Source organism: Nocardia sp. AB354 (assembly GCF_049538315.1).
Classification (GTDB): domain Bacteria; phylum Actinomycetota; class Actinomycetes; order Mycobacteriales; family Mycobacteriaceae; genus Nocardia; species Nocardia nova.
In genome coordinates this window covers 503,952-529,463 of record NZ_JBMVFU010000001.1, presented here as the reverse complement: position 1 = coordinate 529,463, position 25,512 = coordinate 503,952, and the positions used below count along the sequence as shown (strand labels likewise).

Here is a 25,512-nt window from a genome sequence, read left to right as displayed (position 1 = left end):
AGGGTTCTGTGAGGGATCGCGGACGATTCAGTTCTGCGGCGGTGGCGCCGCCCGCATCGGACGGGCCGGCAATTCCAGCACCAGGCGTACGCCGCCCAGGGTGCCGTCGTCGAAATAGGCTCGGCCGCCGTGCAATTGGGCCTGCTGCGCGACCAGTGCCAGGCCCAGGCCGGAGCCGCCCTTGGTGGCGTTGGCGCCGCGAATGAAGCGGTCGAAGACACTGCGCCGTTCCTCGGCCGGAATGCCCGCGCCGTTGTCGTCGACCGAGATCACGATCCAGCCGTCGGGGCGGCGATGCGCGGATACCAGCGCCTGCGTCGCGCCGCCGTGACGGGCGGAATTGGTGAGCGCGTTGTCGACGGCCAGGCGCAGTCCGGTCGGCAGGCCACGGGTGACGAGTTCGGGATCGGTCTCGATGCGGACGGTGAGTTCCGGGAAGTGGCGCATCGCGTCGTGGGCGGCGTGGTCGACCAGATCGCCGACATCGGTTTCGACATGGTCGCGCTCGTCGGTCAGCTCGCCCGCGGCCAGCCGTTCCAGCGCGGCCAGCGTGGCCTCCACCCGGCCCTGACTGCGCTGGAGGTCGTCGAGGATCTCCGCGCGCTGCTGCTCGTCGAGGTCCAGGGTGCGCAGCACCTCGAGGTCGGTGCGCATCGCGGTGAGCGGGGTGCGCAGTTCGTGCGCGGAGACGGCGGCGAAATCGCGGGCCGTCTCGAGTGCCGCCGCGGTTTCGGCCTGGGCGAACTGCACCCGCTCCAACAGCGAATTCACTGCCTCGGAAAGCTTTTCGGCCTCGAAGACCCCGGATCCGTCTACCCGGACCTCGGCCGTGCTGGTGCCACTGCGCGCACTGACCTGCCGGGTGAGATCCCGGATCGGGCGCACCGCGCCGCCACCGAACACCCAGCCCAGCCCGGCCGCCGCGGCCACCGCCAGGCCGGCCGCGAACAGCACCCAGCGCCGCTGCTCGGACATGGTGTGATAGGCGTCGGTCAGCGGGATCGCGATCGACACGGTCCGCCCCTCGGGCTGATTCTCGGTCGTGGTCAGCACCCGGAAAGGGGTGCCCTCCATCGTGACCGTATGCGAACCCGGGTCCTCGGCCGGCAGGCGCACGCTGGTGGAGGCGATGATCTCACCGTGGTCGCGGACCGTCACCGCAATATCCTTGTTCGGGGTCACCAGCGACAGCACCCCGACCGCGATGAGCGGCTGCATCAGCACGATGCGCGAGGCGATGGCCAGTTCCTGGTCGGCCTGGGCGAGATTGTTGCGGCCCAGTGCCACCACCGACACCCAGCTCAAGACCGCGGTGATGATGATCGCGCCCAATGCCGCCGCCCCGGCGACCCTGGTGCGCAGCGAATAGGAGTGACGCAGCCCGAAGCGTCGCCGTTGCGGTCCGGTCATCCCGCACCGGCACGGATCGATTCGGCGTGGGCGCCGGTCATTTCGGCATCCGCAGTACGAAGCCGACGCCGCGAATGGTGTGCAGCAGCCGGGGCGTGCCGTCGGCCTCCAGTTTGCGGCGCAGATAGCCGACGAAGACGTCCACCACATTGGTGTCGGCGGCGAAGTCGTAACCCCACACCAGCTCCAGCAGTCGTTCCCGGCTCAACACCACTCCGGCATTGCGGGCCAGCGTGGACAGCAGTTCGAATTCTCTTTTGGTGAGCTCGATTTCGTTACCGTGCAGCAGGGCGCGATAGCCGGCCACATCGATTTCCAAGGGACCCACGGTGATCGAGCCCGGCGCCGCGGCGGGTGCGGTATCGGTGCGCCGGCGCAGCAGCGCCCGGATCCGCGCCACCAATTCGGCGAGGACGAACGGTTTCACGAGATAGTCGTCCGCCCCGGATTCCAGTCCGGCGATCCGATCGCCGACCGAACTGCGTGCCGAGAGCACACAGATCGGCACTTCGTTGCCCATCGCCCGCAGCGCGGTCACCACGCCGGCGCCGTCGAGCACCGGCATGTTCATATCGAGGACGATCGCGTCGGGCGCCTGTTCGGCCACGCTGCGCAACGCCGCGGCCCCGTCGCGGGCGATGACCACCCGGAATCCGGACAGTCGCAAGCCGCGTTCCACCGAGGACAGCACATCCTCGTCGTCGTCGACCACCAGCACCGTCGGATTCTCGCTGCTCGCCACGGTGTGCAGTGTAATTTGACCGCGCGGCCCCGGGGGTGGCCCGAGGCTCGCGCGAGTTGCCGATCCGGTGGCCGGATCAGTAGTTGTGGCAGGAATCGGCGACTTCCTGGATCGTCGAGCTCAGGCCGGCGGCCCGCGGGTCCTGCTGGGCGCGCTGTGCCTCGTCCGGGTGCTGAGCCAGGTACTGCTGGAATTCGGCGCGGCGCTGTTCCACCGGCTGATCGAATTTGGCCTTCAGCTCGGCCTTCTGGTCCGGGTTGTTGTCCAGGATCGAGGCCAGCTGCGGCGCCTTGTCGTGCAACGCGGCGTCGACCTGGGCGAAGCTGCAGGTCGAATTCAGCAGCGGCGCAACCAGTTCGGTCGGGCGCGCCGATGCGGTGGCGGGGACCAGCAGGGCGGCCCCGGCGGCCAGGCCCGCAGCGGTGAGGGTGGTTGCGGCAAATCCGCGAATGCGCATGATTCTCTCTCCCTGTGCGTCGGCACGTACGTGTCCGGCACGGTATCGCCGGAGTCTGGGGCGTAGGTGAACCGATTCTGAGAAGACTCTGAACCGGCTGCTCACACCGCGCCCCGGTCCGGGTGGCCCGATCAGGAACCGATACTCGAGCCGTTCGTGGTCGCCGCCGGATCGGTTGTGTTCTCGGCCGCCGTGTCGGCGGTCGGATCGGTCCCGGCGAGCAGCTGATCCTCCAGCGCGATCAGCACCGCCGGATCCTCGATGGTGGCCGGCATCTCCCAGTTCTCGCCGGAGGCGATCTGGCGGATGGTGCGGCGCAGGATCTTCCCGGATCGGGTCTTGGGCAAGGCCCGTACCACTGTCACATCGTGCAGCGTCGCAATCGCGCCGATCTGCTCCCGGACGCGGGCGATGATCTCGGCGCGCAACTGCGCCAGCTCGATGTCGACCCCGTTCTTGAGCACCACGTAGGCGATCGGAAGCTGACCCTTCAGTTCGTCGGGCACACCGATCACCGCGGTTTCCGCGACCGCCGAATGTCCCGAGATCGCGCCCTCGATGCCGCCGGCCGAGAGCCGATGCCCGGCCATATTGATCACATCGTCGCTGCGGCCGAGCACGTACAGATAACCGTCCTCGTCGAAATAGCCGGAGTCGCCGGTGAGGTAGTGCCCGGGGTAGGCCGAGAGATAGGAGCGGGCGAAGCGCTCGTCGTCGCGCCACAGGCCGGTCAGTGAGCCGGGCGGCAGCGGCAGGCCGATCACGATGTTGCCCTCCGCGCCCGTCGCCACGGCATCGCCTTCGTAGTCGAGGACGCGCAGCCGATAGCCGGGCACCGGAACCGAGGCCGAGCCGGGTTTGATCGGCAGCTCCTGCAAACCGAGCGGGTTCGCGCACACCGGCCAGCCGGTTTCGGTCTGCCACCAGTGGTCCACGACCGGGCAGTGGGGCAGATCGGCCAGCACCGTCTCCCGGGTCCACTCGTAGGTGGCGGGGTCGAGCCGTTCGCCCGCGCAGAACAGCGCGCGCAGCGAGGACAGATCGTGGCGGCGGGCGAGCGCGGCCTCGGGATCGGCGCGGCGGATCGCGCGCAGTGCGGTGGGGGCGGTGAACATCACGTGCACCCCGTACTGCTCGACCAGCCGCCAGTAGGTGCCGGAGTCCGGCGTACCGATCGGTTTGCCTTCGAACAGGACGGTCGTCGCGCCGACCAGCAGCGGGGCGTAGACGATATAGGAATGGCCGACCACCCAGCCGATATCGGAGGTGGTCAACATCACCTGACCGGGGGAGACGTCGTAGATGTTGCGCATCGACCAGGCCAGCGCCACCGCGTGGCCACCGTTGTCGCGCACCACGCCCTTGGGCTTTCCGGTGGTGCCGGAGGTGTAGAGGATGTACAGCGGATCGGTCGCGGCCACCGGCACCGGATCGGCCGGTTCCGCGTCGCGGACCATGTCCTCCCAGTCCAGCCAGCGGGCCGCGACGGTCGCGGTGGAATCGGGCAGGGTGTCGGTGGCCGGCTGCGGGGCGGCGAACCGGATGGTCGCAAAGCCCTCGCGCTGCTTCACGACCACATTCCGGGGCGCGGTGGTCTGCACCTGGTCGAGCGCCTGCAGCACGATCGGCGGGTATTCGATCCGCTTGTTCGGTTCCAGGCCGCCGGAGGCGGTGACGATCAGAACGGGTTCGGCGTCGTCGATGCGCGCGGCCAGTTCATGGGCGGCGAATCCGCCGAAGACCACCGAATGCACGGCGCCGATCCGCGCGCAGGCCAGCATCGCGATCACGGCCTCGGGGATCATCGGCATGTAGATCACGACGCGATCGCCGGTGCGCACCCCGAGCCGGAGCATGGCGCCGGCGAACCGGGCGACCTCCGCCAGCAACTCGGCATAGGTATAGACGGCTGTGGCGCCCGTCATAGCGGAGTCATATATTAATGCGGGCTGGTTCGCGCGACCGCCCGTTTTTTCGGAAATGCCCGTTTCGGTGGCGGTATCGGTATCGTCGTCCGTCGAGGCGGGTTCCGCTGTGAGATCGCGCACATGCCGATCGAGGGCGTTGTAGGAGGTGTTGAGGCGAGCATCGGGAAACCACCGAGCCGTCGGTCGTGCCGTGGTGTCGAGAATCTGTTCGGGCGCAACGTCCCAGCTGATCGCCTCGGCCGCGCTGCGCCAGAAGTCCGACGGGTCGACCAGGCTGGTCTGGTAGGTGGGCCGGTACTCCTGCTTCGCGTTCAACCGTATGACTCCCTGCCTCGCATCGATGCCCGCCTCGATAGATCAGCCTGATTGTGGCAGACTTCACGCGACGTCCGGGCGGCCGCCGCGACCTTTGATTTTGGCTGGAACAGCCAGGTCAACGGCTGGTGGTTGCCAAGAGGTCACACAAGAAGTTATTGATCCGTTAGAATCGCATGTCACCTATTTCGGCCGTCATGGACGCAATTTCTCGGCCAGCCGCAGTTCCCGGCCCGTTCTGCTTATCGAGCCGCGCGTGCGATCGTGGAGGCTCGCCGATGGCGCGTGGCTGGGGCCAGTTTGGAAAGTGAGTTGGAGATGCGTGACGCCGCTAGGCCCGTTGGGAAGCGCTGGGCGCTCGGCAACTGGGACCTGCGCTGGAAGGTTACGGCCGTGCTGGCCGTGCCGCTGCTCGTCGCGGTGGTGCTCGGTGCTTCCAGGATCGCGTCCGAGTTCAGTGACTCGAGCCACCTGGATCAGGCGGTCGAGCACGTCGAGGCGATTCCGGCCGTCACCGGCCTGAGTGGTGCCGCGGCCACGGTCGCCGGTGGCCAGATGGCCGCCATCAGCCCGACACAGTCGCTGGTTCAGGACGCGGACCTGACACGACTGGACGGCGCCATCCAGACCGCGCAGAAGGCCACGGCGAAGCTGGACGGTGTTCCGGGTGCGCGCGATGCGATCGAGCAGATGATCAAGGGCGCCCAGGCGGTGCGCGATCAGGGCACCAAGCCCTCGCCGGTCCTCGCCGACGCGATCGCCCAGGAAGAGGCGATCCGCCAGAACAGCGTCCGCACGGTCGAGGAGATCGTCTCGACCATCTCCGACCCCGGCGTCGACGCGGCGAAGCTGCGCCTGGTCGACTCGCTGAACACCCGCGCGGTGATGGTCCAGGAGATCGCGGCCTCGGCCAAGACCTTGACCGGTGACGCCAAGGGCGGCCTGCACGACTTCCAGGTCGCGGGCAACACCGAGAAGTACATGCTGGACCTGCTGGCCAAGCGTCTGCCCGAGAACGATCCGACGATCGCCGAGCTGAACGGCTTGTTGCAGAACCGGATCGCCATGACCAGCGGCCCGAACGTCGACGTCGGTCAGCTGCCGCTGATGGATATCAAGCAGTCGCTGGTCGACAGCCTGAACGGCTACACCAAGATCGTCGGTTCCTCGACTCAGGACATCACGTCCCGAGTGAACGACCTGGCCGGTAACGCCCGGGCCGGTGCGATCCAGTACGCGGTCATCGTCGTCCTGACGATCCTGGCCGCGCTGATCTTCGCCGTGCTGGTCGCCCGGGCCATGATCGTGCCGCTGCGCAAGCTGCGCCTGGCCGCGCTGCGCGTCGCCGAACACGATCTCGGTTACGAGGTCTCGCGCCTGCGTGACGGCGCCAGCCCCGAGGATGTGCCGCTCGAGCCGATGCCGGTGCACACCGAGGAAGAGGTCGGCCAGCTCGCTCGCGCGGTCGACGACATCCACGGTCAGGCCCTGCGCCTGGCGGCCGACCAGGCGTCCATGCGTACCCAGGTCAACGATATGTTCGAGACCCTGGCGCGGCGGTCGAAGTCGCTGGTCGACCATCAGCTCTCGCTGATCGAGGCGATGGAGTACGACGAGAAGGACCCGCGCCTGCTGGAGAACCTCTTCCGGCTCGACCACCTCGCCGCCCGTATGCGCCGAAACGGCGACAACCTGCTGATTCTGGCCGGTACCCGGCAGCGGCGCAGCAAGTCCGCGCCGGTCGAGATCGCCGACGTGCTGCGTGCCGCGATCTCCGAGGTCGAGGACTACGAGCGCGTGAAGCTGGGCGCCACCCCGCGCGGCGCCATCACCGAACCGGCCGCCTCCGACCTGGCGCACCTGTTCGCCGAGCTGCTCGACAACGCGCTACGCGCCTCGCCGCCGGAGACCGACGTCAAGTTCACCTTCGCCCAGGCCCACGATCAGGGTCTGCTGATCGAGGTCGCCGACCGCGGTATCGGTATGCCGCCCGCCGAGATGGCATCGATCAACCGGCGCCTGGAGACGACCGCCGAGGTCGGTGCGGACACCGCACGCCACATGGGTCTGTTCGTCGTCGGCCGGCTGGCCGAGCGGCACGGCCTCAACGTTCGCCTGCGCCCGACCTTCGACACCGCCCGCGACCCGGGCGTCACCGTCACCGTGCATGTGCCCAAGGCGATCATCGTGGCGCCCTCGGGTGGAACGGTCTCGCTGCCGGACCAGTCCGGTGAGCAGATGTCGGTGCCGACCCAGCGGCCGTCCGCGGCGTCGTCGATGCAGATGCGCGGCGTCACCCGCACTCCGAGCGGCAACATGATGGTCACCGTGGACCCGGGAGTGAGCGGGCCGATCCCGATCACGCCGGCCGCGGATGCCGGAGACGATCGCACCGTGCGCACCAACGGCGCCGCCGCCGCGTCGAACGGTTCGGCCGCGGGTGGACTCCCGCAGCGCCAGCCGGGCGGTGCGGCTCCGGGCGGGCTGCCGCAGCGGCAGCCGGGCGCCAACGGGCCGACCGCGCGTCATCCGCTCGCCGATGCCGAGCCGGGCACGGGCTTGCCGCAGCGTGAGCCGGGTGCCAACGGCCCGCAGTCGCCCAAGGCGCAGCCGAACGCGAATCTGCCCCAGCGTGGCGGCGCCGCTCCGGCGCAGCCGACCTCGGGGCTGGCCGCCAATATGCTCAAGCGTCAGCCGGGTGCGGCGGGTCAGCCGCCGCGACCGGGCCGTCCCACCGGACTGCCGCAGCGGCCGCCGGGCGGCGGTAACGGCCTGCCGCCGCGCGAAGGTGGTCTGCCGCAGCGTGATTCGGGCTCGAGCCTGCCGCAGCGGGAGGGTGGTCTGCCGCAGCGCGGCGGGTCCGGCCTGCCGCAGCGTGGGCCTGCCGGTGAGGACCGGCCCGCGGCAAGCCTGCCGGCGCGGGAACTCGGCGCCAACGGCCTGCCGCAGCGGACGCCGGGCACCAACGGTGCCCCGTCGCGCGAGGGTGGCCTGCCGCAGCGGGAGTCCGCGAACGGTGGTCTGCCGCAGCGGGAATCGTCCAACGGCGAGCCGCCGCAGCGCGGTGCCGGAGGCCTGCCGCAGCGGACTCCGGGTTCCAACGGCGCGCCGTCGCGCGAGGGTGCGCCCACCGGTCTGCAGCGCGATGGCGGCAGCGGGCTCCCGCAGCGGGACGCCGGCGCCGGTCTGCCGCAGCGGGACGCGGGTAGTGGCCTCCCGCAACGGGATTCGGGCAGTGGCCTGCCGCAGCGCGGTGGCGGTCTGCCGCAGCGCGAGGGCATCGGCGGTCTGCCCCAGCGCGATGCCGGTACCGGCCTGCCGCAACGAGAGTCGAATGAGGGTCTGCCGCAGCGTGCCCCGGCCGCGGGCGGCCTGCCACAGCGGCAGCCGGGCGCCGGTCTGCCGCCGCGGCCGGAACCCACCCCGGGCCTGAGCCTGCCCGGACGTCATGCGCCGCAGCGGGACAGCTCCGCCGCGGACGCGAATGCGGAATCCGGTGAGGGTCGCGAACGCGGCCGCCACAGCTACCGGTCGAATCCGCAGAAGACGGCATCGTTCTTCCAGACCCGGCTGCAACCCGCAGCCGACCCCGGCCCGTCGGAAGGGGGAAGTCCGATCTTCGCCGAGATGATGTCGGCGTGGCTCGCGGACCCCAACCCGGACCGGTCCCAAGTCGCCGCCTCCTTCGAATCCCCAGGTGACGAAGGTTGGCAGGCTGCCCGACGAGCGGTGGAAACCTCGTCGGAGAAGCGGACGGCAGCCGGATTGCCGCAGCGTGATCCCGGCAATCGGCTGGTACCCGGTGGTGTCATCGGGCGCGCCGACCGGGCGCCGAGCCGCGACCCAGAGTCGATCAGGTCAAGTCTGAGTCGTCACCAGCAGGGCGTCCGGGATGGCCGCGCAATGGGAGCAATGAACCTAACCGGAGATAAAGGAGACCGATGAACCCCGATCTAGGTGGTACGAACCGTCAGCTGGATTGGCTGGTTTCGAACTTCGCCAACGAGGTCCCGGGCGTCGCTCATGCCGTGCTGGTTTCGGCGGACGGCCTGTTGATGGCCGCGAGCGCTCAATTGCCCGTCGACCGAGCCGAACAGCTGTCCGCCGTGACCGCAGGTTTGGCCAGCCTCTCTGTCGGCGTTTCGAACCTGTTCGAAGGCGGCACGGTACTGCAGTCCGTGGTCGAGATGGAACACGGTTACCTACTGCTCATGGCAGTCGGTGACGGGTCCTATCTGGCCGTGCTGACGAACACGTCCTGCGATATCGGCCAGGTGGGCTACGAGATGGCTCTGCTGGTCGAGCGGGTGGGCCAGACAGTCCAGGCCACACCTCGCGTCACGATGGGTTCCTGATGGTGGGATGGACATAGACAACCAGCACGTGGGGAGCGCCGAGCCCAGCCTCGTCCGTCCGTACTCGCTGACCGCCGGTCGTACGCGGCCGACGGTGGAGTTGGCATTGGAGGCGCTCGTCGCATCGCATCCGGTCGCCCTGGAGCGGCAGTTCGAACTGACCAACATCGAGACGTCAATCGTGGAGTTGTGCAGAGAATCGCCATCTGTCGCGGAACTGGCTGCCCGACTGGGTATTCCGATCGGGGTGGCTCGAGTGCTCGTCGCCGACCTCATCGAGGCGGGACATGTTCGAGTTTCGGCGACTTTGAAAGACGATTCGAGCGACGATGAACGTCGCGAGCTGATCGAAAGGGTTCTCAGTGGACTCCGGCGTATTTGATTCGACGGCCCAGGTCGATACCCGCAACGCCAAGCCGACCTCCGCGAAGATCGTGGTGGCCGGTGGCTTCGGTGTGGGTAAGACGACCTTGGTCGGTGCTGTATCGGAGATCGTTCCGCTGCGCACCGAGGCTTTGGTGACCAACGCCAGTGTGGGCGTTGACAGCCTGACCGCCGTGCCGACGAAGGCCACCACCACGGTGGCCATGGACTTCGGCAGGATCAGCCTCGCCGACGATTTGGTGCTTTATCTGTTCGGCACACCCGGCCAGTACCGCTTCTGGTTCATGTGGGACGACCTGATTCGCGGCGCCATCGGGGCGGTAGTGCTGATCGACACCAGACGGCTGGAGGATTCCTTCGCCGCCGTCGACTACTTCGAGGCTCGTGGGCTGCCGTTCCTGGTGGCCATCAACGAGTTCGACGACGCACCGCGGTACCCCCTGGAGGACATCCGCCAGGCGCTGGCCGTCCCGGCGGACGTGCCGATCATGTCGATCGACGCGCGCCGCCGCGAGCCGGTGAAGCAGGCGCTGGTCTCGGTCACCGAGTACGCGCTGCGCAAAGTGGTTCAGGGTTACTGATACGCCGACGACCGGCCGCACGACGCGGCCGCGTCGGCGCGCGGCGGCACCACGACCGCCGATCGCCCGGTCCGGCGCGGTTACGCTCGGAGCGTGAAGATCTCGGCGCGTGAGTTTTTCGACGGTGTGCTCGATCCCGGTTCGTATCGCGGCTGGGATCGAGAACCGATCGAGGTCGCCACGTCGCCGGCGTATCGCGCGGAACTGACCGCCGCGGTCGAACGCAGCGGCACCGACGAATCGGTGCTGACCGGTGAGGGACGGTTGCGCGGGCGGCGCGTCGCGGTGATCGCGTGTGAATTCGGCTTTCTGGCCGGATCGATCGGCGTGGCGGCCGCCGAGCGCATCGCCACCGCCGTCGAACGCGCCACCGAGCTGGGGCTGCCCCTGCTCGCCTCGCCCACCTCCGGCGGAACCCGGATGCAGGAGGGCACGGTCGCCTTCGTGCAGATGGTGAAGATCGCGGGCGCGGTGGCCGCCCACAAAGCGGCCGGCCACCCCTACCTGGTGTATCTGCGCAATCCCACGATGGGTGGCGTATTCGCGTCCTGGGGTTCGCTGGGGCACATGACCTTCGCCGAACCCGGGGCGCTGATCGGATTCCTGGGACCCCGGGTGTACGAGGCCCTCTACGACCGGCCGTTTCCGGAAGGCGTGCAGACCGCCGAGAATCTGTATCGCAACGGGGTCATCGACGGAGTCGTGCCGGTCCGGTTCTTCCGCCGGATCGCGCACCGGGTGTTGAATGTGACGACTTCGGTTGCGGGACAGCCTGATTCGCTATCCATCGCTTCGTCAGCGCAGGATTTGCCGGTGGTGCCGCCCGGCGACGGCGGCATTGCCGGAGGCTCGGCCGATACCGCTGATTCACCGGACGCCGACCGAACCACTTCGTCGGCCTGGGAGTCGGTGCTGATCTCCCGCGACCCGCGGCGTCCCGGCATCCGGGAGCTGTTGCGGCAGGCGACCGAGCGGGTGCCGTTGAGCGGTACCGGCCAAGGCGAATCCGACCGCACCGTCGTGCACGCCCTGGCCCGGCTGCGGGGCGAACCGTGCGTGATCTTCGGCCACGACCGGGCGGGCCAGACCGGCGAGAACACCATGGGCCCGGCGGCATTGCGCGAGGCCCGCCGCAGTATGCACCTGGCCGCCGAACTCCGCCTCCCGCTGGTCCTGGTCATCGATACCGCGGGCGCCGCGCTGTCCCAGGAGGCCGAGGAGCGTGGCCTCGCACCCGAAATCGCCCGCTGCCTAGCGGATTTGGTCACCCTGGACACGCCGACCGTGTCGGTACTGCTGGGCCAGGGCACCGGCGGAGGGGCATTGGCCCTGCTGCCCGCCGACCGTGTCCTCGCCGCGACGCACGCCTGGCTGGCGCCACTCCCGCCGGAAGGCGCCAGCGCCATCGTCTTCCGCGATACGGACCATGCGCCGGAACTGGCCGCCGCCCAACGAGTCGGCGCGGCCGATCTGCGCACCGACGGCGTCGTCGACCGCATCGTCCCGGAGTGCCCCGACGCCGCCCACGAACCGATCGACTTCTCCCGCCGCATGGTCGCCGCCGTCGCCGGGGAACTGGCGAGCCTCCGGACCCGACCGACAGCCGATCTGCGCGCCCTTCGCCGCCGCCGCTACCGTCGGCTGGGCCTTCCCGGGTGAGTGTGCGGTTCCGTGCTCCGGCCGCCTCGTCGTGCGGGTCCACCCGTCCCCCCGATTCCGAGGAACGCGACCGCAGTACGCGCACACCGGCATCCACCACGATCGGCTGCGAGTGCGCGTCGCGTTCGAGATCGACCTCCACCTCGGACGGGCAACCGAGCGCTGAGGTCCGAGGTTCCGCCTGGTAGGCGCACAGGATCCGAACACGCAGGTGCGCGTCGTTGACGGCTCGGCAAACCGCTTCTACGGTCGGAACGGTGACCTTTCGCAGCGAGAGCAGCACAGTACCGTCGGTGATTCTCAACGACGGCCATCTGATTCCGAGGCTGGGCTTCGGGGTTTTCCAGGTGCCGGAGGGACAGACCTTCGACACGGTGACCGCCGCGCTCGAGGCGGGGTATCGCAGCATCGACACCGCGGCGGCCTACGGGAACGAGGCCGAGGTGGGGCGGGCGATCGCCGAATCGGGGCTGGCGCGCGACGAGGTCTTCATCACCACCAAGCTGTGGAATGCCGACCAGGGGTACGACTCGACCCTGCGCGCGTTCGACGCGAGTATGGAGCGGCTGGGGTTCGAGTATCTCGATCTGTATCTCATCCACTGGCCGGTCGCGAGCGCGGATCGTTACGTGGACACGTTCCGTGCGTTCCAGTCGCTGAAGACGCAGGGCCGCATCGGCTCGATCGGTGTCTCCAATTTCCAGCCGGAACACCTGCGACGAGTGATCGGGGAGACCGGTGAGGTGCCGGCGGTGAACCAGGTGGAGCTGCATCCGGCGCTCGCGCAGAACACGCTGCGTGCCTTCCACGCCGAGCACGGCATCGCCACCGAGGCGTGGAGTCCGCTCGGCCAGGGCGCGGAACTGAAGGATCCCACCGTGGGCGCGGTCGCCGAACAGGTCGGCCGCACGCCCGCCCAGGTTCTGATCCGGTGGCACCTGCAGCTGGGCAATATCGTCATTCCGAAGTCGGTGAATCCCGAGCGCATCCGGGAGAACTTCGATGTGTTCACTTTCGAACTCGACGTCGAGCAGATGACCACCCTCAATGCGCTCGACACCGGCAGCCGCGTCGGCCCCGATCCCGACACGTTCGCGATGGGGCTCGACTGACGCGTTGCCGGGCCCCTATCGCAGACCCAGGTAGCTCGTGAGCTCGACCGCTGCGGCGCGCCCTGCCCGATTCGCGCCGATGGTGCTGGCCGACGGCCCGTAACCGATCAAATGGATGCGCGGGTCGGCGGCTACCTGGGTAGCGAGCCGGCCCGCCATCGCGATGCCGCCGCCGGGCCCGCGCAGCCGCAGCGGCGCCAGGTGGTCGAGCGCGCTCCGGAAGCCGGTGGCCCAGAGGATCACGTCGGCGGCCTGAAAGCTGCCGTCGGGCCAGCGCACGCCGTCCGGTTCGATGCGGGCGAACATCGGATGCCAGGTCAGCGCGCCGCGCGCACGGGCGGCGCGAATCCGGTCGTCGACCGGCAGCCCGGTTACCGACACCACCGATCGCGGCGGTAAGCCGCGACGCACCCGGTCCTCGACCATCGCGACCGCCCGGCGGCCCTCGTCGGGACCGAACGGCCCCTCCCGCCAGCGCGGCTCCGTCCGCGACACCCACGTCGTGCCGGTGACCTGGGAAATCTCGTCCAGCAGTTGGACCGCGGAAATTCCCGCGCCGACCACCACGACGTGCTGACCGGCGAACTCCGCCGCGCTGCGGTAGTCATGAGCGTGCAATTGCCGTCCGGCAAAGGTTTCGGCGCCCGGATAGTACGGAATGAACGGTTTTTCCCAGGTGCCGGTCGCATTGATCACTCCGCGCACCCGGAGGGTCCGGTCGCCGGCACCCGGTAACTCGGGCGGTGCGACGACGGAAACCTCTGCGGCCGAGAGGTTTTCGCCGACCACGGTCTCGACGTGCAACAGCCCGTCCACCAACGTCCCCGGACATGTTGCGGTGGTTGCCCGATCACATACCACCCGTACCGACACCGGCCGGCGAACACGCAGGTCGAAACGCTTCTCGTACAGCTCGAAATAGTGCGGCACCGCGGTCGCGGCTGGTACGGAATCCGAGCCGGGCGGCAGAGTTTCGGTGAACGACATCCCCGGCAGGTCGTGCACCCGATTCACGGTGCTCAAAGTCAGTGAGGACCAGCGGAATTGCCATGCCCCGCCGGGACCGGGGGAGTGGTCGACGATGAGGAAGTCGGTTCCCGGTCTCAATCCGAGCCGCCGCAGGTGATAGCCGACCGACAGTCCGGCCTGGCCGGCGCCGATCACCACAATCTCGAAATCGGGTGCGGTCACCGCCGTCACAGTACGCGTCGGGTGCGCTGCGGTAACTGTCCGCCGCATACAGTGGAGTCGATACCGACCGGCGGGTGCGGTGAGGTGTGCCCCCGGAAGAGAAACCGCGCGAATGGGGAGAGGTCAGATGCTCGCAGTGAGCCGGGATGGTGACGTGGTCACCATCGAATTACAGCGCCCGCAGCGGCGCAACGCCCTCAACAACGAGTTGGTGGCAGCGTTGCGCGAGGCCGTCACGACCGCGGCGGCCGACGCGCGGGTGATCGTGCTGACCGGTCAGGGGCCGATTTTCAGCGCCGGAGCCGATTTGTCCGGCGTCTACTCGTCGGATTTCCTCGACGGACTGCTCGCTCTGTTGCACACCATCGAAACGGTCCCGGTGCCGGTGATCTCCGCCATCAACGGCGGCGCGCTCGGAGCCGGGGTGCAGCTGGCGCTGGCCTCCGACCTGCGGGTGATGAGTCCGGATTCCTATATCGCCATTCCGGCCGCGAAGCTGGGCATCTCGGTGGATCGCTGGACGGTGCGCCGCCTGGTCTCGCTGATCGGTGGCGGCCCGGCGCGGACCGTGCTGATGGGCGCCGAGAGCGTATCCGCTTCCGACGCATACACTTTCGGCTTCGCCAACCGCCTCGGCACGCTGGCCGACGCGCAGGAGTGGGCCAAGTCGATCGCCCAGCTCGCCCCGCTCTCACTGCGCCACCTCAAGCTGGTGTTCAACGACGACGGCACCCGCGGCGAGGACACCCCCGAGCAGCGCGCCGCCTTGGAGGCCGCCTGGCGCAGCGCCGACGCCGAGGAGGCGCGGCTGGCGCGGGAACAGAAGCGCGCGGCAAAGTTCGTGGGGCGCTGATGGCCGGCACCGAGATCGTCGCGGCCGCCCGCAGAGCGGCCCTGGCCGCGGCCGGGCTGGTCGGATTGCGCTGGGTGGCCCGCGCGGCATGGCGGATTCCCGCCGAAATGGGGGCTTCCGCCGCCGCCATCGCACCGCTGGCGACGCGGTCGGCGAGCTACCGCGACCGGCAGTTCCACAACACCGAACCCAGCAGTCAGATCACGCCCGGATCCGGCGCATCCCTGCTGCTGTCGGCGCTGACCCGGCGCGATGTGGGGCGGCCACCGGCGGAAATCCCGCTGGCGAGCACCGAACATCCGGAGCAGGCGGCCGATCTGGCCGTGACCTGGTTCGGCCACGCCACCGCCCTGATCGAGGTCGACGGCTACCGCATCCTCACCGATCCGGTCTGGAGCGAGCGGGTCTCGCCGTCGCCGCTGATCGGGCCGGCCCGGCTGCATCCGGTCCCGGCACCGCTGTCCTCGCTGCCGGCGCTGGACGCGGTGGTCATCTCGCACGATCACTACGACCACCTGGATCGCGAGACCGTGCGCGCGCTGGTGGCCGGTCAGGACGCCCCGTTCGTGGTGCCGATCGGGATCGGCGCCCATCTGCGCAAATGGCAGGTGCCGGAGGCCCGCATCATCGAATTGGATTGGAATACGTCCACTTCCATCACCCGCCCCGGGCTGGGTGAGCTCACCGTGACCTGCACCGAGGCGCGGCACTTCTCCGGGCGCGGCCTCACCCGCAACACCACGCTCTGGGCGTCGTGGGTGTTCGCGGGGCCGCGGCGGCGGGCCTACTTCGGCGGTGACAGCGGGTACACGAAGGCGTTCGCCGAAATCGGCGCGACGCACGGTCCGTTCGATCTCACGCTGCTGCCGATCGGTGCCTACGACGTGCATTGGCCCGATGTGCACATGAACCCCGAGGAGGCGGTGCGCGCCCACGCCGACGTGTGTGTCGGGGAGGCCGAATACGGCATGTTGGTGCCGATTCACTGGGCCACGTTCAACCTGGCTTTCCACGGCTGGTCCGAGCCGGTCCACAGACTTGTTGCGGCGGCGCGTGCAGCGGGTACCCGGGTAGCGGTGCCGCTTCCCGGCGGGCGGATCGATACCAATGCGGTATCACCGCAGGTCTCCTGGTGGGAGGATGTGCGCTAGAAACGCAGTCGACGAGTGAAGGAGTGGGCTTCATGAGTTTGATGGATACGCTCAAGGGGTTGGTGGGTAAGGGCCGCGACGTGGCCTCGCAGAACGCGGAGAAGGTCCACGGCGCCGTCGACAAGGCCGGCGGCTTCGTCAAAGAGAAGACCGGTGGCAAGTACTCCGATCACATCGACAAGGGCACCGAGGCCATCAAGAAGAACATCCCCCAGCAGGGCGGCAAGACCCCGCCGCCGGCTCCCGAGCCGCCCGCCGCGCCCCCGCAGACTCCGCCCGCCACCCCGCCGCAGGCGCCGCAGCCGCCGGAGGGCTGAGCACGAGGCGGGATGCCCGGCACCAGCGGGCTCACTCGCCGATCGACGACGGGCACCGGCCGGAGGTTCACTCCTCCGGCGGGGCCCGTTTTCGCTTTACACTGCGACTATGGCGGCGCGCCGCGAGTTCGGGGGCATCGAGGTCGGTCTGACCAACCTCGACAAGGTGCTGTATCCGGCGACGGGTACCACCAAGGGTGAGGTGATCGACTACTACACCGCCATCGCACCGGCTCTGCTGCCGCATATCGCCGACCGTCCGGTGACGCGTAAGCGCTGGCCCAACGGGGTGAGCGAATCCTCGTTCTTCGAAAAGAATCTGGCCTCGCACGCGCCGAAATGGATTCAGCGCCGGCCGATGGATCATTCCGATCGCCGGGTGAACTATCCGGTCATCGACTCGGTGGCCGGGCTGGCCTGGCTCGGACAGCAGGCGTCGCTGGAAATCCATGTGCCGCAATGGCGTTTCGTCGACGGATCGCGCGGTCCGGCCACCCGCATCGTCTTCGATCTCGATCCCGGGCCGGGGGTGGATCTGGCCGATTGCGCGACGGTGGCGTTGTGGATTCGCGATACCGTCCGCGACGCCGGTCTCGATGCCTATCCGGTGACCAGCGGCAGCAAGGGTATTCACATCTATGTGCCGCTGGACCGGGTACTGAGTCCCGGCGGCGCCTCGACGGTCGCGAAACAGCTGGCGACCGGGCTGGAGAAGCTGCATCCGGCGCTGGTCACGGCGGCGATGGCGAAGGCCGTGCGGCCGGGCAAGATCTTCCTGGACTGGAGCCAGAACAACCCCGCGAAGACGACCATCGCGCCGTATTCGCTGCGCGGGCGCGAGCAGCCGACGGTCGCGGCGCCGCGCAGCTGGGACGAGATCGCCGACCGAAAGCGCCTGCGGCAGTTGCGCTTCGACGAGGTACTCGAACGCTGGCGTTCCGACGGGGATCTGCTGGCGGGTTTGGATCCGCCCCTGGGCGCCGGCGCGGCGGATCCGCTGCAGACCTACCGGTCCATGCGCGACCCCGACCGCACGCCGGAACCGGTTCCGCCCGGGCCGCCCGATCCCGGTGCGGGTGATCGCTTCGTGGTGCAGGAGCATCACGCTCGGCGACTGCACTGGGATGTGCGACTCGAACGCGACGGTGTGCTGGTGTCGTGGGCGGTGCCGAAGGGGCCGCCGACCTCGCCGTCACAGAACCGGCTGGCCGTGCACACCGAGGACCATCCGCTGGAATACCTCCATTTCCACGGCGCCATCCCGCGCGGTGAATACGGCGCCGGGCAGATGACGATCTGGGACACCGGCACCTACGACACCGAGAAGTGGCGTGCGGACGAGGTGATCGTCCAGTTTCACGGCGAGCGTCTCAACGGCCGCTACGCCTTCATCCGCACCGACGGCAAGCAGTGGTTGATGCACCTGATGAAATCGCAGGTCGCCGAGCCGGAAGAGGAGGCGGAGCAAGGGGATTCGGCCGACGGTCACCGAGGCGACCCGCAAGAGGTTGCCGGACGTAGCGGCGGCTCCGGCACGGCCGAACACGGCATCGCCGAACACGATGTCGCAGCGCGCACCTCGAGCCGGACCGAGACGCGGTCGGGAGGAGCCGAGTTCCCGCGCGGACTGTCGCCGATGCTGGCGACCTCCGGGGAAGTGGCGAAACTCGGCGCCCGGGACTGGGTCTTCGAGACCAAATGGGACGGGTTCCGGGTCATCACGGAAATCGACGACGGCAACGTGGTGATCCGCAGCCGGGCGGGCAATATCGTCACCGACCGCTATCCGCGCATCGCCGAGCTGGGGCGGCAACTGCGGGGGCATCGGATCGTGCTCGACGGGGAGGCGGTCGTCTTCGATGCCGAGGGTTCGTCGAATCTGGCCCTGTTGCAGGCGGATCCGGCCCATGCGGAACTGGTCGCCTTCGACGTGCTGTATCTGGACGGCACCTCGCTGCTGCGCAAGCGCTACGCGGATCGGCGGCAGGTGCTGGAGGCGCTGGCCGAGGGCGTGCCCTCGCTGCTCGTCCCGCCGCGCCTGGAGGGTTCCGGTGCGGACGCCCTGGAATACAGCCGTGAGCATCGGCTCGAGGGAGTCGTCGCCAAACGCAAGGATTCGGTTTATCTGCCCGGCAAGCGCGGCCAGTCGTGGATCAAGACCCGCAACTGGCGCACCCAGGAGGTGATCATCGGTGGCTGGCGTCGCAGTGCCGCACGAGAATTCGCCTCCCTGCTGGTCGGCGTCCGCTACGACGGCGAGCTGTATTACATCGGCCGGGTGGGTACCGGCTTCAGCGACCGCGAGATGTCGGGGCTGACCGCGCGCCTGCGGCCCCTCCGCCGCAAGACCAGTCCCTTCGCCAACGAGCTGACCGCCGACGAACGCAAGGATGCCGTCTGGGCGACGCCGAAAATTCCCGGCACGGTGCGGTATATGAACTGGACCGAGTCCGGGCGGCTGTGGCATCCGGCGTGGGTGCCGGACGAGAAGTAGTTCCGTCACAACCGGTTTCGGCCTCCCGAACGGGCCGGCTACTCGCGCGGGCGCCCCGTTCTCGTGCCGCGGCCCGACGGCCCGGCGCCACGAGGTGTGGGCGCCGGACCCTTCGGGATGTTCGGTTGGGCGAGTCAGTTCGTGGTGGCGGTGTACCACTTCGTGGTGCCCGCCGGAGCGCTCAGCGTGCTGACGAGATCGATGGCGGCCACGACCAGCGTGGGTCCGCCGACCACCAGCGAGCCGATGATCGCGCCCGCGGTGGCACCCGTGATGAATCCCGGAATCGCCCCGATACCGCCTGCCGCGGCGCCGACGACCAAGCCGATCACTCCGCCGATGGCGGTACCGATGAAGCTGCCGATCGCGGTTCCGAGCCCGAATTGGGTTGCGAACGCGTTCATCGCGCTCTGATTCTCCAGCGGCGAGGCCACCGGGGTCACCGGCGCGGGCCGCGCCGCCGCGGCGTCCTTCACTACGGTCAATTCCAGGACCCGGGCGTCGTCGCGCACCTGGTGGGGCAGGGGGTATTCCACACCGTCCTGCCGCAAGGACAGCGGCAGTGTGACGAGCGCGCGGCCGTCGGCGTCGGTGACGTCGACGGTGCGTCCGTCGGCGTCGACGCGGAAAAAGCCGCCGTCGAGAGTGGTTTCGACGGTATTGCCCGTCAGATGGGTTTCGTAGCGCACCGTGGGTGCGCCGATATCGGCATGGACGGTACCTGCCCCGAGGGCGACGGCCACTACTGCCGGAAGGGCAAGAGCGGCGAACTTGCGCAGAAACATTCCGGTTCCAATCTCCATCAGGAAGAAATTCGGTAGCCGAACACGACGCGCGCTGAGAACCCAATACCCCCGACGTATCTCAACCCCTGCGCGTGGAGCCGCGGTCCGGCTAACTCACTGAGGTAACCGTACCTTCACTCGGTCGCAAAGTGGGGCGAATTCAATCGCCTGACTTCGTGTTTCGCAAAGTGGAATAAGTTTGCCCGTTTCGACATGAGATCGCTGAAGATTTGCTTCGGCGAGTTACAGAAACACGCCGATCGCCGCCGCGCCGCCGCACACCACCACCGACAGGACGAGAGCGAGGTAGTCGGCCCGGCGGGGTCCGGCCGGATGCGCGGTCAATTCACCTGTCCCGCCGCGTGCCGTGATGGCCTCGCCCAACTCCCCGGCGCGACGGGTGGCGACGGCCATGGCCGCGGTGAGAATGTCCACGAGCGGATTCGCGGCTCCGCGCGCCATCGACCCGTCCTTCGGACGCAGCCGGCGGGCGGCGCGCAACACCCGGATCTCGTCCATCAGCAGTGGCAGTCCGCGCAGGGTCAGCGCCACGACGACCGCCCATTCGTCCACCGGAATCCGCAGAACTCGCAGCGGCGCACCGAGTTTGGCCAGGGCGGGGGCGATCTCGCTCATCGGGGTCGTCCAGGCGATCAGGAACGAGGTGGTCAGCAACACCAGCCCGAACAGCGTGACCTGGACATACCGCAGCACGGCGGCACCACCGGTCGGGATGGTGATCAGCCCGCCGAGCACGATCAGTGCCCAGAACCACCACGGCAGCCGCGGCAGCGTGCCCAGCGGCAGCCGGGCGATCAGGCCGATCGCGATCAGGAAGGCGACCACCACGCCCAGGACCGGCCACGCGGGCTGCAACATCAGCAGCACACTGATGAAGAAGGCGACGATCATCTTGGTCCCGGCCCACAGCCGATGGATGGGGCTGTCGACCGGAACTTCGCGCAGCAGCACCATACTCATCGCGCACCTCCGAGGGCGTCGCCGTGCCGGCCGCGGCTGCGGCGCTGTGTGCCCCGGGCTCGATCGGTCTCGGGCCGGCCGCCGTCCGTCGCGCCGTTCGTCCCGGGCTGCGCCGGTTCGGACCGCGGGCCCGCGATCCCCGTTTCCCCGCGCCCGTCGCCGTCGGCAGGCGGGCCGAGTACGGGTTCGGCCGGACCCGGGGGCGCCACCGCCGGGGCGCCGGCGGCATCGGCCGAGCTCTCGGCGGCGGCCGCGTGGGCCGGCAGGCTTTCCAGGATGAGACCGGATTGCAGGTGGACCGTCCGGTCGCAGACACTCTCCATATCGGCCACATCGTGCGAGATGACGATCAGCGTCAGTCCCGAATCCCGCAGCCGGGCGAGCAGTTCCACCACCTCCGCGCGGCCCTCCGGATCGAGTCCGGCCAGGGGTTCGTCGAGCACCACGACCTGCGGGCGACTGGCGACGATCGCGGCGAGAACCACTCGCTTGGCCTGACCGCCCGACAATTCCTCGATCGAGCGGGAGGCCATCGCCCGGTCCAGCCCGACCGCGTCGAGCGCGCGGCCCACCGCCCCGGAACCGGTGCCGTGCCCGCCCCAATCCTCGATCTCGGCGCCGACGGTCTGGCGCTGCAGTTGCAGCCGGGAGTGCTGGAAGGCCAGCTCGACCGCGCCGATGCGCTTGTGCACCGGCCGCGACCCCGTGTAGTCGCACAGCCGGCAACTGCCGGTGGTCGGCACGACGAGTCCCGCCATGATCCAGGCCAGGGTGGATTTTCCCGACCCGTTGCCGCCGACCACGAGCAGTGTCTCCCCGCGATGGACGGTCAGATTCACCCCGCGCAGCGCGGTCGCCGCCCACGGGGTGCCGCGGTTGTAGGTGTGGCGCACATCCCGCAGCTCCAGCAGCGGTTCGCCGATCGGGGAGCGTCGCAGATTGCGCACCGGGCGCGGCCAGGCCGGCAGATGGTCGACCTGGCGACCTCCGGAGAGATGGATGACCCGCTCGGCCGCCGCCGCGTCGGCCTCGTGGTGGGTGACCAGGACGACGGCCATCCGGTGCCGGGCGGGCAATCCGGCGAGCAGCGCGACCAGTTCGCGCCGGCCGTCCGGATCGATCATCGAAGTCGCCTCGTCGGCCACGAGCAGTGCGGGATTCCGAGCCAGGGCGGCCGCCACCGCCAGGCGCTGTTGCTGGCCGCCGGACAGGGTCGCGGTCTCCGCGCCACCGAGCCCGCTCAACCCGACCTCGCACAGCAACGCCTCCACGTCGACCGCCCGCGCGGCCTCGGCGGGCAGCCCCCACACCACGTCGTCGGCGACCAGTACCCCCAGCGTCTGACTCTCGGGCCGCTGCAGCACCAGCGCGGTGCCGCCGATCACGCCGAGCCCCGCCGAACCGGGACGTTCGACCGTGCCGCCGGTGGGCGGAAGGCCGGCCAGCAGCCGGGTCAGCGTCGACTTGCCGGATCCGTTGTGGCCGACGACGGCGACGAATTCGCCGATCTCGACGGACAGGTCGATATCGCTCAGCGCATCGGCGCGCGCACCCGGATAGCGGAAGGACACGCCGCGCAACCGGACCGGCACCGGTGCGACCACGCGGGTATCGGCCGGCGCGTCCAGTCGATCCCGCCCCGGCAGCCACTCCAGCCGATCCAGGACCGAGCCGAGGACGAACCAGGAGAAGACGGCGGTCATGACCACGCCCAGGAATACGCCGCCGCCGATGTAGAGCCACCACCAGCTCAGCACGCTGTCGGTGACCGAGACGACACCGTTGCCCAGCGATTCCAGCTGTGGCTGCCGGGAGAGCATGTGATCGATGCCCTGGGCGATATTGCGCACGTTGTCGAAGACCAGCCGCCGCGAGGCGGCGAACAGGTAGAGCATGCCGACCGAGAAGGCCGCCCAGATCAATCCGGCCAGTGACGACAGGAACAGGACGGTGATCAGTCCGCGTCGCCGCCGTTTGACGGTTCCGATGATGCCGCCGATGGTCGCCGCGCTGACCACGGTGGCCGCGGGCACCAGGCCGGCGGCGACGAAGCTCACCAGGGTCGCGGCCACGGTCGCGCCCAGGATGGCGCGCAGCCGGTAGCGCTGCGCCAGCAGGCCCATCGGCACCGCGGCGACCAGATTGAGGGCCGCCGCGTAGGGCACCACCGAGCCGATGGTCACCAGCCCGACGGTCACCCCACCGAGGACCGCCGCGGTGGCGAGTTCGACGGGGCGCAGCGGGCCGTGAGCGATTCGCGGCTCGGCGCCGGCGGAAGGAGGCGCGGTCACGGCTCAAGTCTGCCAGCACCGGCGGACTGCGGGACGGCCCTCGCCGGGGCGGAGGCCGTACGCGGACCGCGTCGGCTGGTCATGACGTATGGACCGGTTCCGGTGCGCGCAGGACGTAGTCGTCCGGATTCAGAGACCGGGTGCGCAAGCGGTACGCGGTGACGGTGCCGGGCCAGTTGTTGGTGATCCGCCCGGCGGCATTGCGGTACCAGCTCGAGCACGCGGTCCACGGCGTGCGCAGCAACCGGCGCTGGGTCTGCGCATCGAAGGCCGCCGCGGTCTCGGACTTCACCTCGAGACAGGATCCCGGATGTTCGCTCAGATGTGCCACGGCCTGCCGGATGTAGCGGGCCTGGCATTCGATCATGTAGATGATCGAGCCGGTGCCCAGATTGGTGTTGGGTCCGTACATCAGGAACAGATTCGGGAATCCCGGCACCGTCATCCCGAGATAGGCGCGGGCCCCCTCGGCCCACATCTTCTCCAGTTCCGCGCCGTCGCGACCGAATATCCGGATCGGCCAGAGGAATTCGCTGCCCTTGAAGCCGGTGCCGTAGACGATCACGTCGGCCGGGTGCACGGTTCCGTCCGCGGTGCGCACGCCCTCGGGCACCACCTCGGCGATGGGCTCGGTCACGACGTCCACATTCGGCCGCATCAGCGCCGGGTAGTACTCGTTGGAGAACAGCACCCGTTTGCACAACACCGGATAGTCGGGGGTCAGCTTCGCGCGCAATCGCGGATCGGGCACGTCGTGGCGAAGCGCGTGGGTACCCAGCCAGGTCGCGATGCGCCGGATCGGCGGGATCGCGGTCAAGCCCAGGGAGAAGAACTCCAGAAAGCACCACACCCACAGGCGCTGGGCCAGCCGCAGGCCGGGCACGTGTGCGAACAGGGCGTGATGGATCGGCCGGTACTCGCGGTCGGTGCGCCGCACCACCCAGGCAGCGGTCCGCTGGAACAGCGTCAGACGGGCCACCTCGGGTGCGATGGCGGGTACGAATTGGATTGCGCTGGCGCCGGTTCCGATCACCGCGACCCGCTTGCCGGCGAGGTCGACATCGTGGTTCCACTGCGCGGAATGGAACGACGGCCCGGCGAACGTCTCGATGCCCGCGATATCGGGCATGCGCGGGCGCGACAGCTGCCCGACCGCGCTGATCAGCACGTCGGCGGATCGGATGTCGCCGTCGGCGGTGCGAACCGTCCAGCGCCCGGCGTGTTCGTCGAAGCTCGCCTCGGTGACCTCGGCGCCGAATCGGATCCGCTCGAGCAACCGATGTTTCGTCGCCACCGCATGCAGGTAGCCCAGGATCTCGGCCTGACCGGAGTAGCGATGCGGCCAATCCGGCTTCGGTTCGTAGGAGAACGAGTACAGCGGTGAGGGCACGTCGCAGGCCGCGCCCGGATAGGTGTTCTCCCGCCACACCCCGCCCAGGTCCCTCGCCCGCTCCAGAATCGTGAGGTCGTCGAAACCGTTGCGCTGCAGCTCGATTGCCGCGCCGAGTCCCCCGAACCCGGCTCCGACGATGATGACCGACGGCTTGGTAGCGGGCATGCGCGCGCTCCTCGAATCGAGAACAGTATCTCCACTGTAGGCGCGTGCCTCCGCCTCCGAACCCCGTTCCGGAAACCCTGCTCAGCGCGGTTGTACGCGGATCCGGCCGCCCATCGGCACGGTGCGGACGATCGAGGTCAGCCGCCGGTCCGCGACGGCGTGCAGCACCACGGACGGGTCGGGCGCGTAGTCGATCGGAACGTCGCCGGGCTCCTCGACCTCCCACGCCCCGCCGATGGCCGAGGCCACACTGGGCGCCACCACCAGTGGCCGCCCACCGAACAGCGTGGTGCCCATGGCGTGCATATGTCCGGTGAGCACGCCGAGAATCCGCGCATCACCGGCGACGGTGCGCTCCAGCTGTTCCGGATCGGCGAGCCGGATGGGATCGACCACCGTCGAGTACATCGGTACCGGCGGGTGGTGCATCGCCACCAGTACGCAGGCGTCCGCGGGCGTGGTGGCCAGCAACCGGTCCAGCCACGCGTAGGTTCGCTCGCCCAGCTCCCCGCCGCCCGAACCGGGAATCGTGGAATCGAGCAGTGCCACGGTGAGCCCGCCGATATCGACGGCCTGATTGATCGGTCCCTCCTCGGCGGCGCCGTCGAGGAGCGTCCGCCGCAGATTGGCCCGGTCGTCGTGGTTGCCGGGCAGGACGTACAGCGGAATGTCGGTGGTCAGCGCTTTGCGCGCCTGTTCGTACTGGGCGAGGGTTCCGGATTCGGTGAGGTCGCCGGTCACGAGGATGGCGTCGGGCCGGCGCGGTAATCGGTCGAGGTAGCCGAGAACGGCGGCGACTCGTTCGGCGTTGCGCGAATCCAGGTCGAAGTGGGTATCGCTGAGCTGTGCCAACAGAATCATGGCGTCCGCTTTCTCGTGGGATCGCACCGTTGCGCCCGTCGCCGGGAACGACCTGTGCGAGCCCGTGTGGAATCGGCCCCCGGGTGT

General features: G+C 69.1%; 20 protein-coding genes. 10 read left to right on the top strand and 10 right to left on the bottom strand.

The window, feature by feature from the left end; all coding sequences use genetic code 11:
- Positions 1 to 27: 27 nt before the first annotated feature.
- From ACPCUW_RS02295 to ACPCUW_RS02280, 4 genes are all read right to left on the bottom strand, one after another.
- The gene (locus ACPCUW_RS02295; RefSeq protein ID WP_063018359.1) at positions 28 to 1,410 is read right to left on the bottom strand and encodes a sensor histidine kinase; all 1,383 of its coding nucleotides are present in this window, start codon (positions 1,408 to 1,410) and stop codon (positions 28 to 30) included.
- Between the two features lie 37 nt (positions 1,411 to 1,447).
- Entirely contained in the window at positions 1,448 to 2,152 is a 705-nt protein-coding gene (locus tag ACPCUW_RS02290) for a response regulator transcription factor (RefSeq protein ID WP_036523064.1), read from the bottom strand.
- Positions 2,153 to 2,228: 76 nt separating this feature from the next.
- On the bottom strand, positions 2,229 to 2,609 hold the full coding sequence (locus ACPCUW_RS02285; RefSeq protein WP_423423518.1) for a hemophore-related protein: 381 nt from the start codon (positions 2,607 to 2,609) through the stop codon (positions 2,229 to 2,231).
- A gap of 131 nt (positions 2,610 to 2,740) precedes the next feature.
- Positions 2,741 to 4,852, bottom strand: a complete 2,112-nt coding sequence (locus tag ACPCUW_RS02280) for an AMP-binding protein (protein ID WP_423423517.1) — start codon at positions 4,850 to 4,852, stop codon at positions 2,741 to 2,743.
- A 318-nt stretch (positions 4,853 to 5,170) separates the two neighbouring features.
- On the opposite strand from ACPCUW_RS02280, the gene ACPCUW_RS02275 reads away from it, so the two are divergent.
- The 6 genes from ACPCUW_RS02275 to ACPCUW_RS02250 all read left to right on the top strand — a co-directional run bounded on the left by ACPCUW_RS02275 (position 5,171) and on the right by ACPCUW_RS02250 (position 12,943).
- The gene (locus tag ACPCUW_RS02275) at positions 5,171 to 8,797 is read left to right on the top strand and encodes an ATP-binding protein (RefSeq protein ID WP_305779433.1); all 3,627 of its coding nucleotides are present in this window, start codon (positions 5,171 to 5,173) and stop codon (positions 8,795 to 8,797) included.
- Positions 8,794 to 9,207 (top strand): roadblock/LC7 domain-containing protein, encoded by a 414-nt coding sequence (locus ACPCUW_RS02270; protein WP_011207200.1) that lies wholly within the window; start codon positions 8,794 to 8,796, stop codon positions 9,205 to 9,207. Before ACPCUW_RS02275 ends, ACPCUW_RS02270 begins: the two co-directional genes overlap by 4 nt.
- 7 nt (positions 9,208 to 9,214) lie before the next feature.
- Entirely contained in the window at positions 9,215 to 9,589 is a 375-nt protein-coding gene (locus ACPCUW_RS02265) for a DUF742 domain-containing protein (RefSeq protein WP_025347064.1), read from the top strand.
- Entirely contained in the window at positions 9,570 to 10,172 is a 603-nt protein-coding gene (locus ACPCUW_RS02260; RefSeq protein WP_174553921.1) for a GTP-binding protein, read from the top strand. Before ACPCUW_RS02265 ends, ACPCUW_RS02260 begins: the two co-directional genes overlap by 20 nt.
- A 93-nt stretch (positions 10,173 to 10,265) precedes the next feature.
- Positions 10,266 to 11,831 carry a carboxyl transferase domain-containing protein gene (locus tag ACPCUW_RS02255; RefSeq protein WP_423423516.1) on the top strand — a complete coding sequence of 522 codons (1,566 nt, stop codon included), beginning with the start codon at positions 10,266 to 10,268 and terminating at the stop codon, positions 11,829 to 11,831.
- A 257-nt stretch (positions 11,832 to 12,088) separates the two neighbouring features.
- The gene (locus tag ACPCUW_RS02250; RefSeq protein WP_030513297.1) at positions 12,089 to 12,943 is read left to right on the top strand and encodes an aldo/keto reductase; all 855 of its coding nucleotides are present in this window, start codon (positions 12,089 to 12,091) and stop codon (positions 12,941 to 12,943) included.
- A gap of 15 nt (positions 12,944 to 12,958) precedes the next feature.
- On the opposite strand, the gene ACPCUW_RS02245 is transcribed toward ACPCUW_RS02250, so the two are convergent.
- Positions 12,959 to 14,182 (bottom strand): NAD(P)-binding domain-containing protein, encoded by a 1,224-nt coding sequence (locus ACPCUW_RS02245; protein WP_423423515.1) that lies wholly within the window; start codon positions 14,180 to 14,182, stop codon positions 12,959 to 12,961.
- A gap of 79 nt (positions 14,183 to 14,261) precedes the next feature.
- Between ACPCUW_RS02245 and ACPCUW_RS02240 the strand changes: the two genes are divergently transcribed.
- The 4 genes from ACPCUW_RS02240 (at position 14,262) to ACPCUW_RS02225 (ending at position 18,949) form a co-directional block, all read left to right on the top strand.
- Entirely contained in the window at positions 14,262 to 14,987 is a 726-nt protein-coding gene (locus ACPCUW_RS02240) for an enoyl-CoA hydratase (RefSeq protein ID WP_063019353.1), read from the top strand.
- Entirely contained in the window at positions 14,987 to 16,138 is a 1,152-nt protein-coding gene (locus ACPCUW_RS02235; RefSeq protein ID WP_423423514.1) for an MBL fold metallo-hydrolase, read from the top strand. The genes ACPCUW_RS02240 and ACPCUW_RS02235 overlap by 1 nt, the downstream gene beginning before the upstream one ends.
- A gap of 32 nt (positions 16,139 to 16,170) precedes the next feature.
- A complete protein-coding gene (locus ACPCUW_RS02230) occupies positions 16,171 to 16,455 on the top strand; it encodes an antitoxin (protein WP_030513301.1) in 285 nt (94 codons plus the stop codon).
- A gap of 109 nt (positions 16,456 to 16,564) precedes the next feature.
- Positions 16,565 to 18,949 carry an ATP-dependent DNA ligase gene (locus ACPCUW_RS02225; RefSeq protein WP_305779430.1) on the top strand — a complete coding sequence of 795 codons (2,385 nt, stop codon included), beginning with the start codon at positions 16,565 to 16,567 and terminating at the stop codon, positions 18,947 to 18,949.
- A gap of 134 nt (positions 18,950 to 19,083) precedes the next feature.
- On the opposite strand, the gene ACPCUW_RS02220 is transcribed toward ACPCUW_RS02225, so the two are convergent.
- The 5 genes from ACPCUW_RS02220 to ACPCUW_RS02200 all read right to left on the bottom strand — a co-directional run bounded on the left by ACPCUW_RS02220 (position 19,084) and on the right by ACPCUW_RS02200 (position 25,425).
- On the bottom strand, positions 19,084 to 19,752 hold the full coding sequence (locus tag ACPCUW_RS02220; RefSeq protein WP_423423513.1) for an ammonium transporter: 669 nt from the start codon (positions 19,750 to 19,752) through the stop codon (positions 19,084 to 19,086).
- A 225-nt stretch (positions 19,753 to 19,977) separates the two neighbouring features.
- Positions 19,978 to 20,715: an energy-coupling factor transporter transmembrane component T family protein gene (locus ACPCUW_RS02215; RefSeq protein ID WP_030513304.1), complete on the bottom strand. Its 738-nt coding sequence runs from the start codon at positions 20,713 to 20,715 to the stop codon at positions 19,978 to 19,980.
- Positions 20,712 to 23,006 (bottom strand): ATP-binding cassette domain-containing protein, encoded by a 2,295-nt coding sequence (locus ACPCUW_RS02210; RefSeq protein WP_305779428.1) that lies wholly within the window; start codon positions 23,004 to 23,006, stop codon positions 20,712 to 20,714. Before ACPCUW_RS02210 ends, ACPCUW_RS02215 begins: the two co-directional genes overlap by 4 nt.
- Before the next feature lie 79 nt (positions 23,007 to 23,085).
- A complete protein-coding gene (locus tag ACPCUW_RS02205; RefSeq protein ID WP_423423512.1) occupies positions 23,086 to 24,564 on the bottom strand; it encodes a flavin-containing monooxygenase in 1,479 nt (492 codons plus the stop codon).
- Positions 24,565 to 24,645: 81 nt separating this feature from the next.
- Complete coding sequence (locus tag ACPCUW_RS02200; RefSeq protein WP_423423511.1) at positions 24,646 to 25,425, bottom strand: metallophosphoesterase; 780 nt, start codon at positions 25,423 to 25,425, stop codon at positions 24,646 to 24,648.
- Positions 25,426 to 25,512 lie beyond the last annotated feature (87 nt).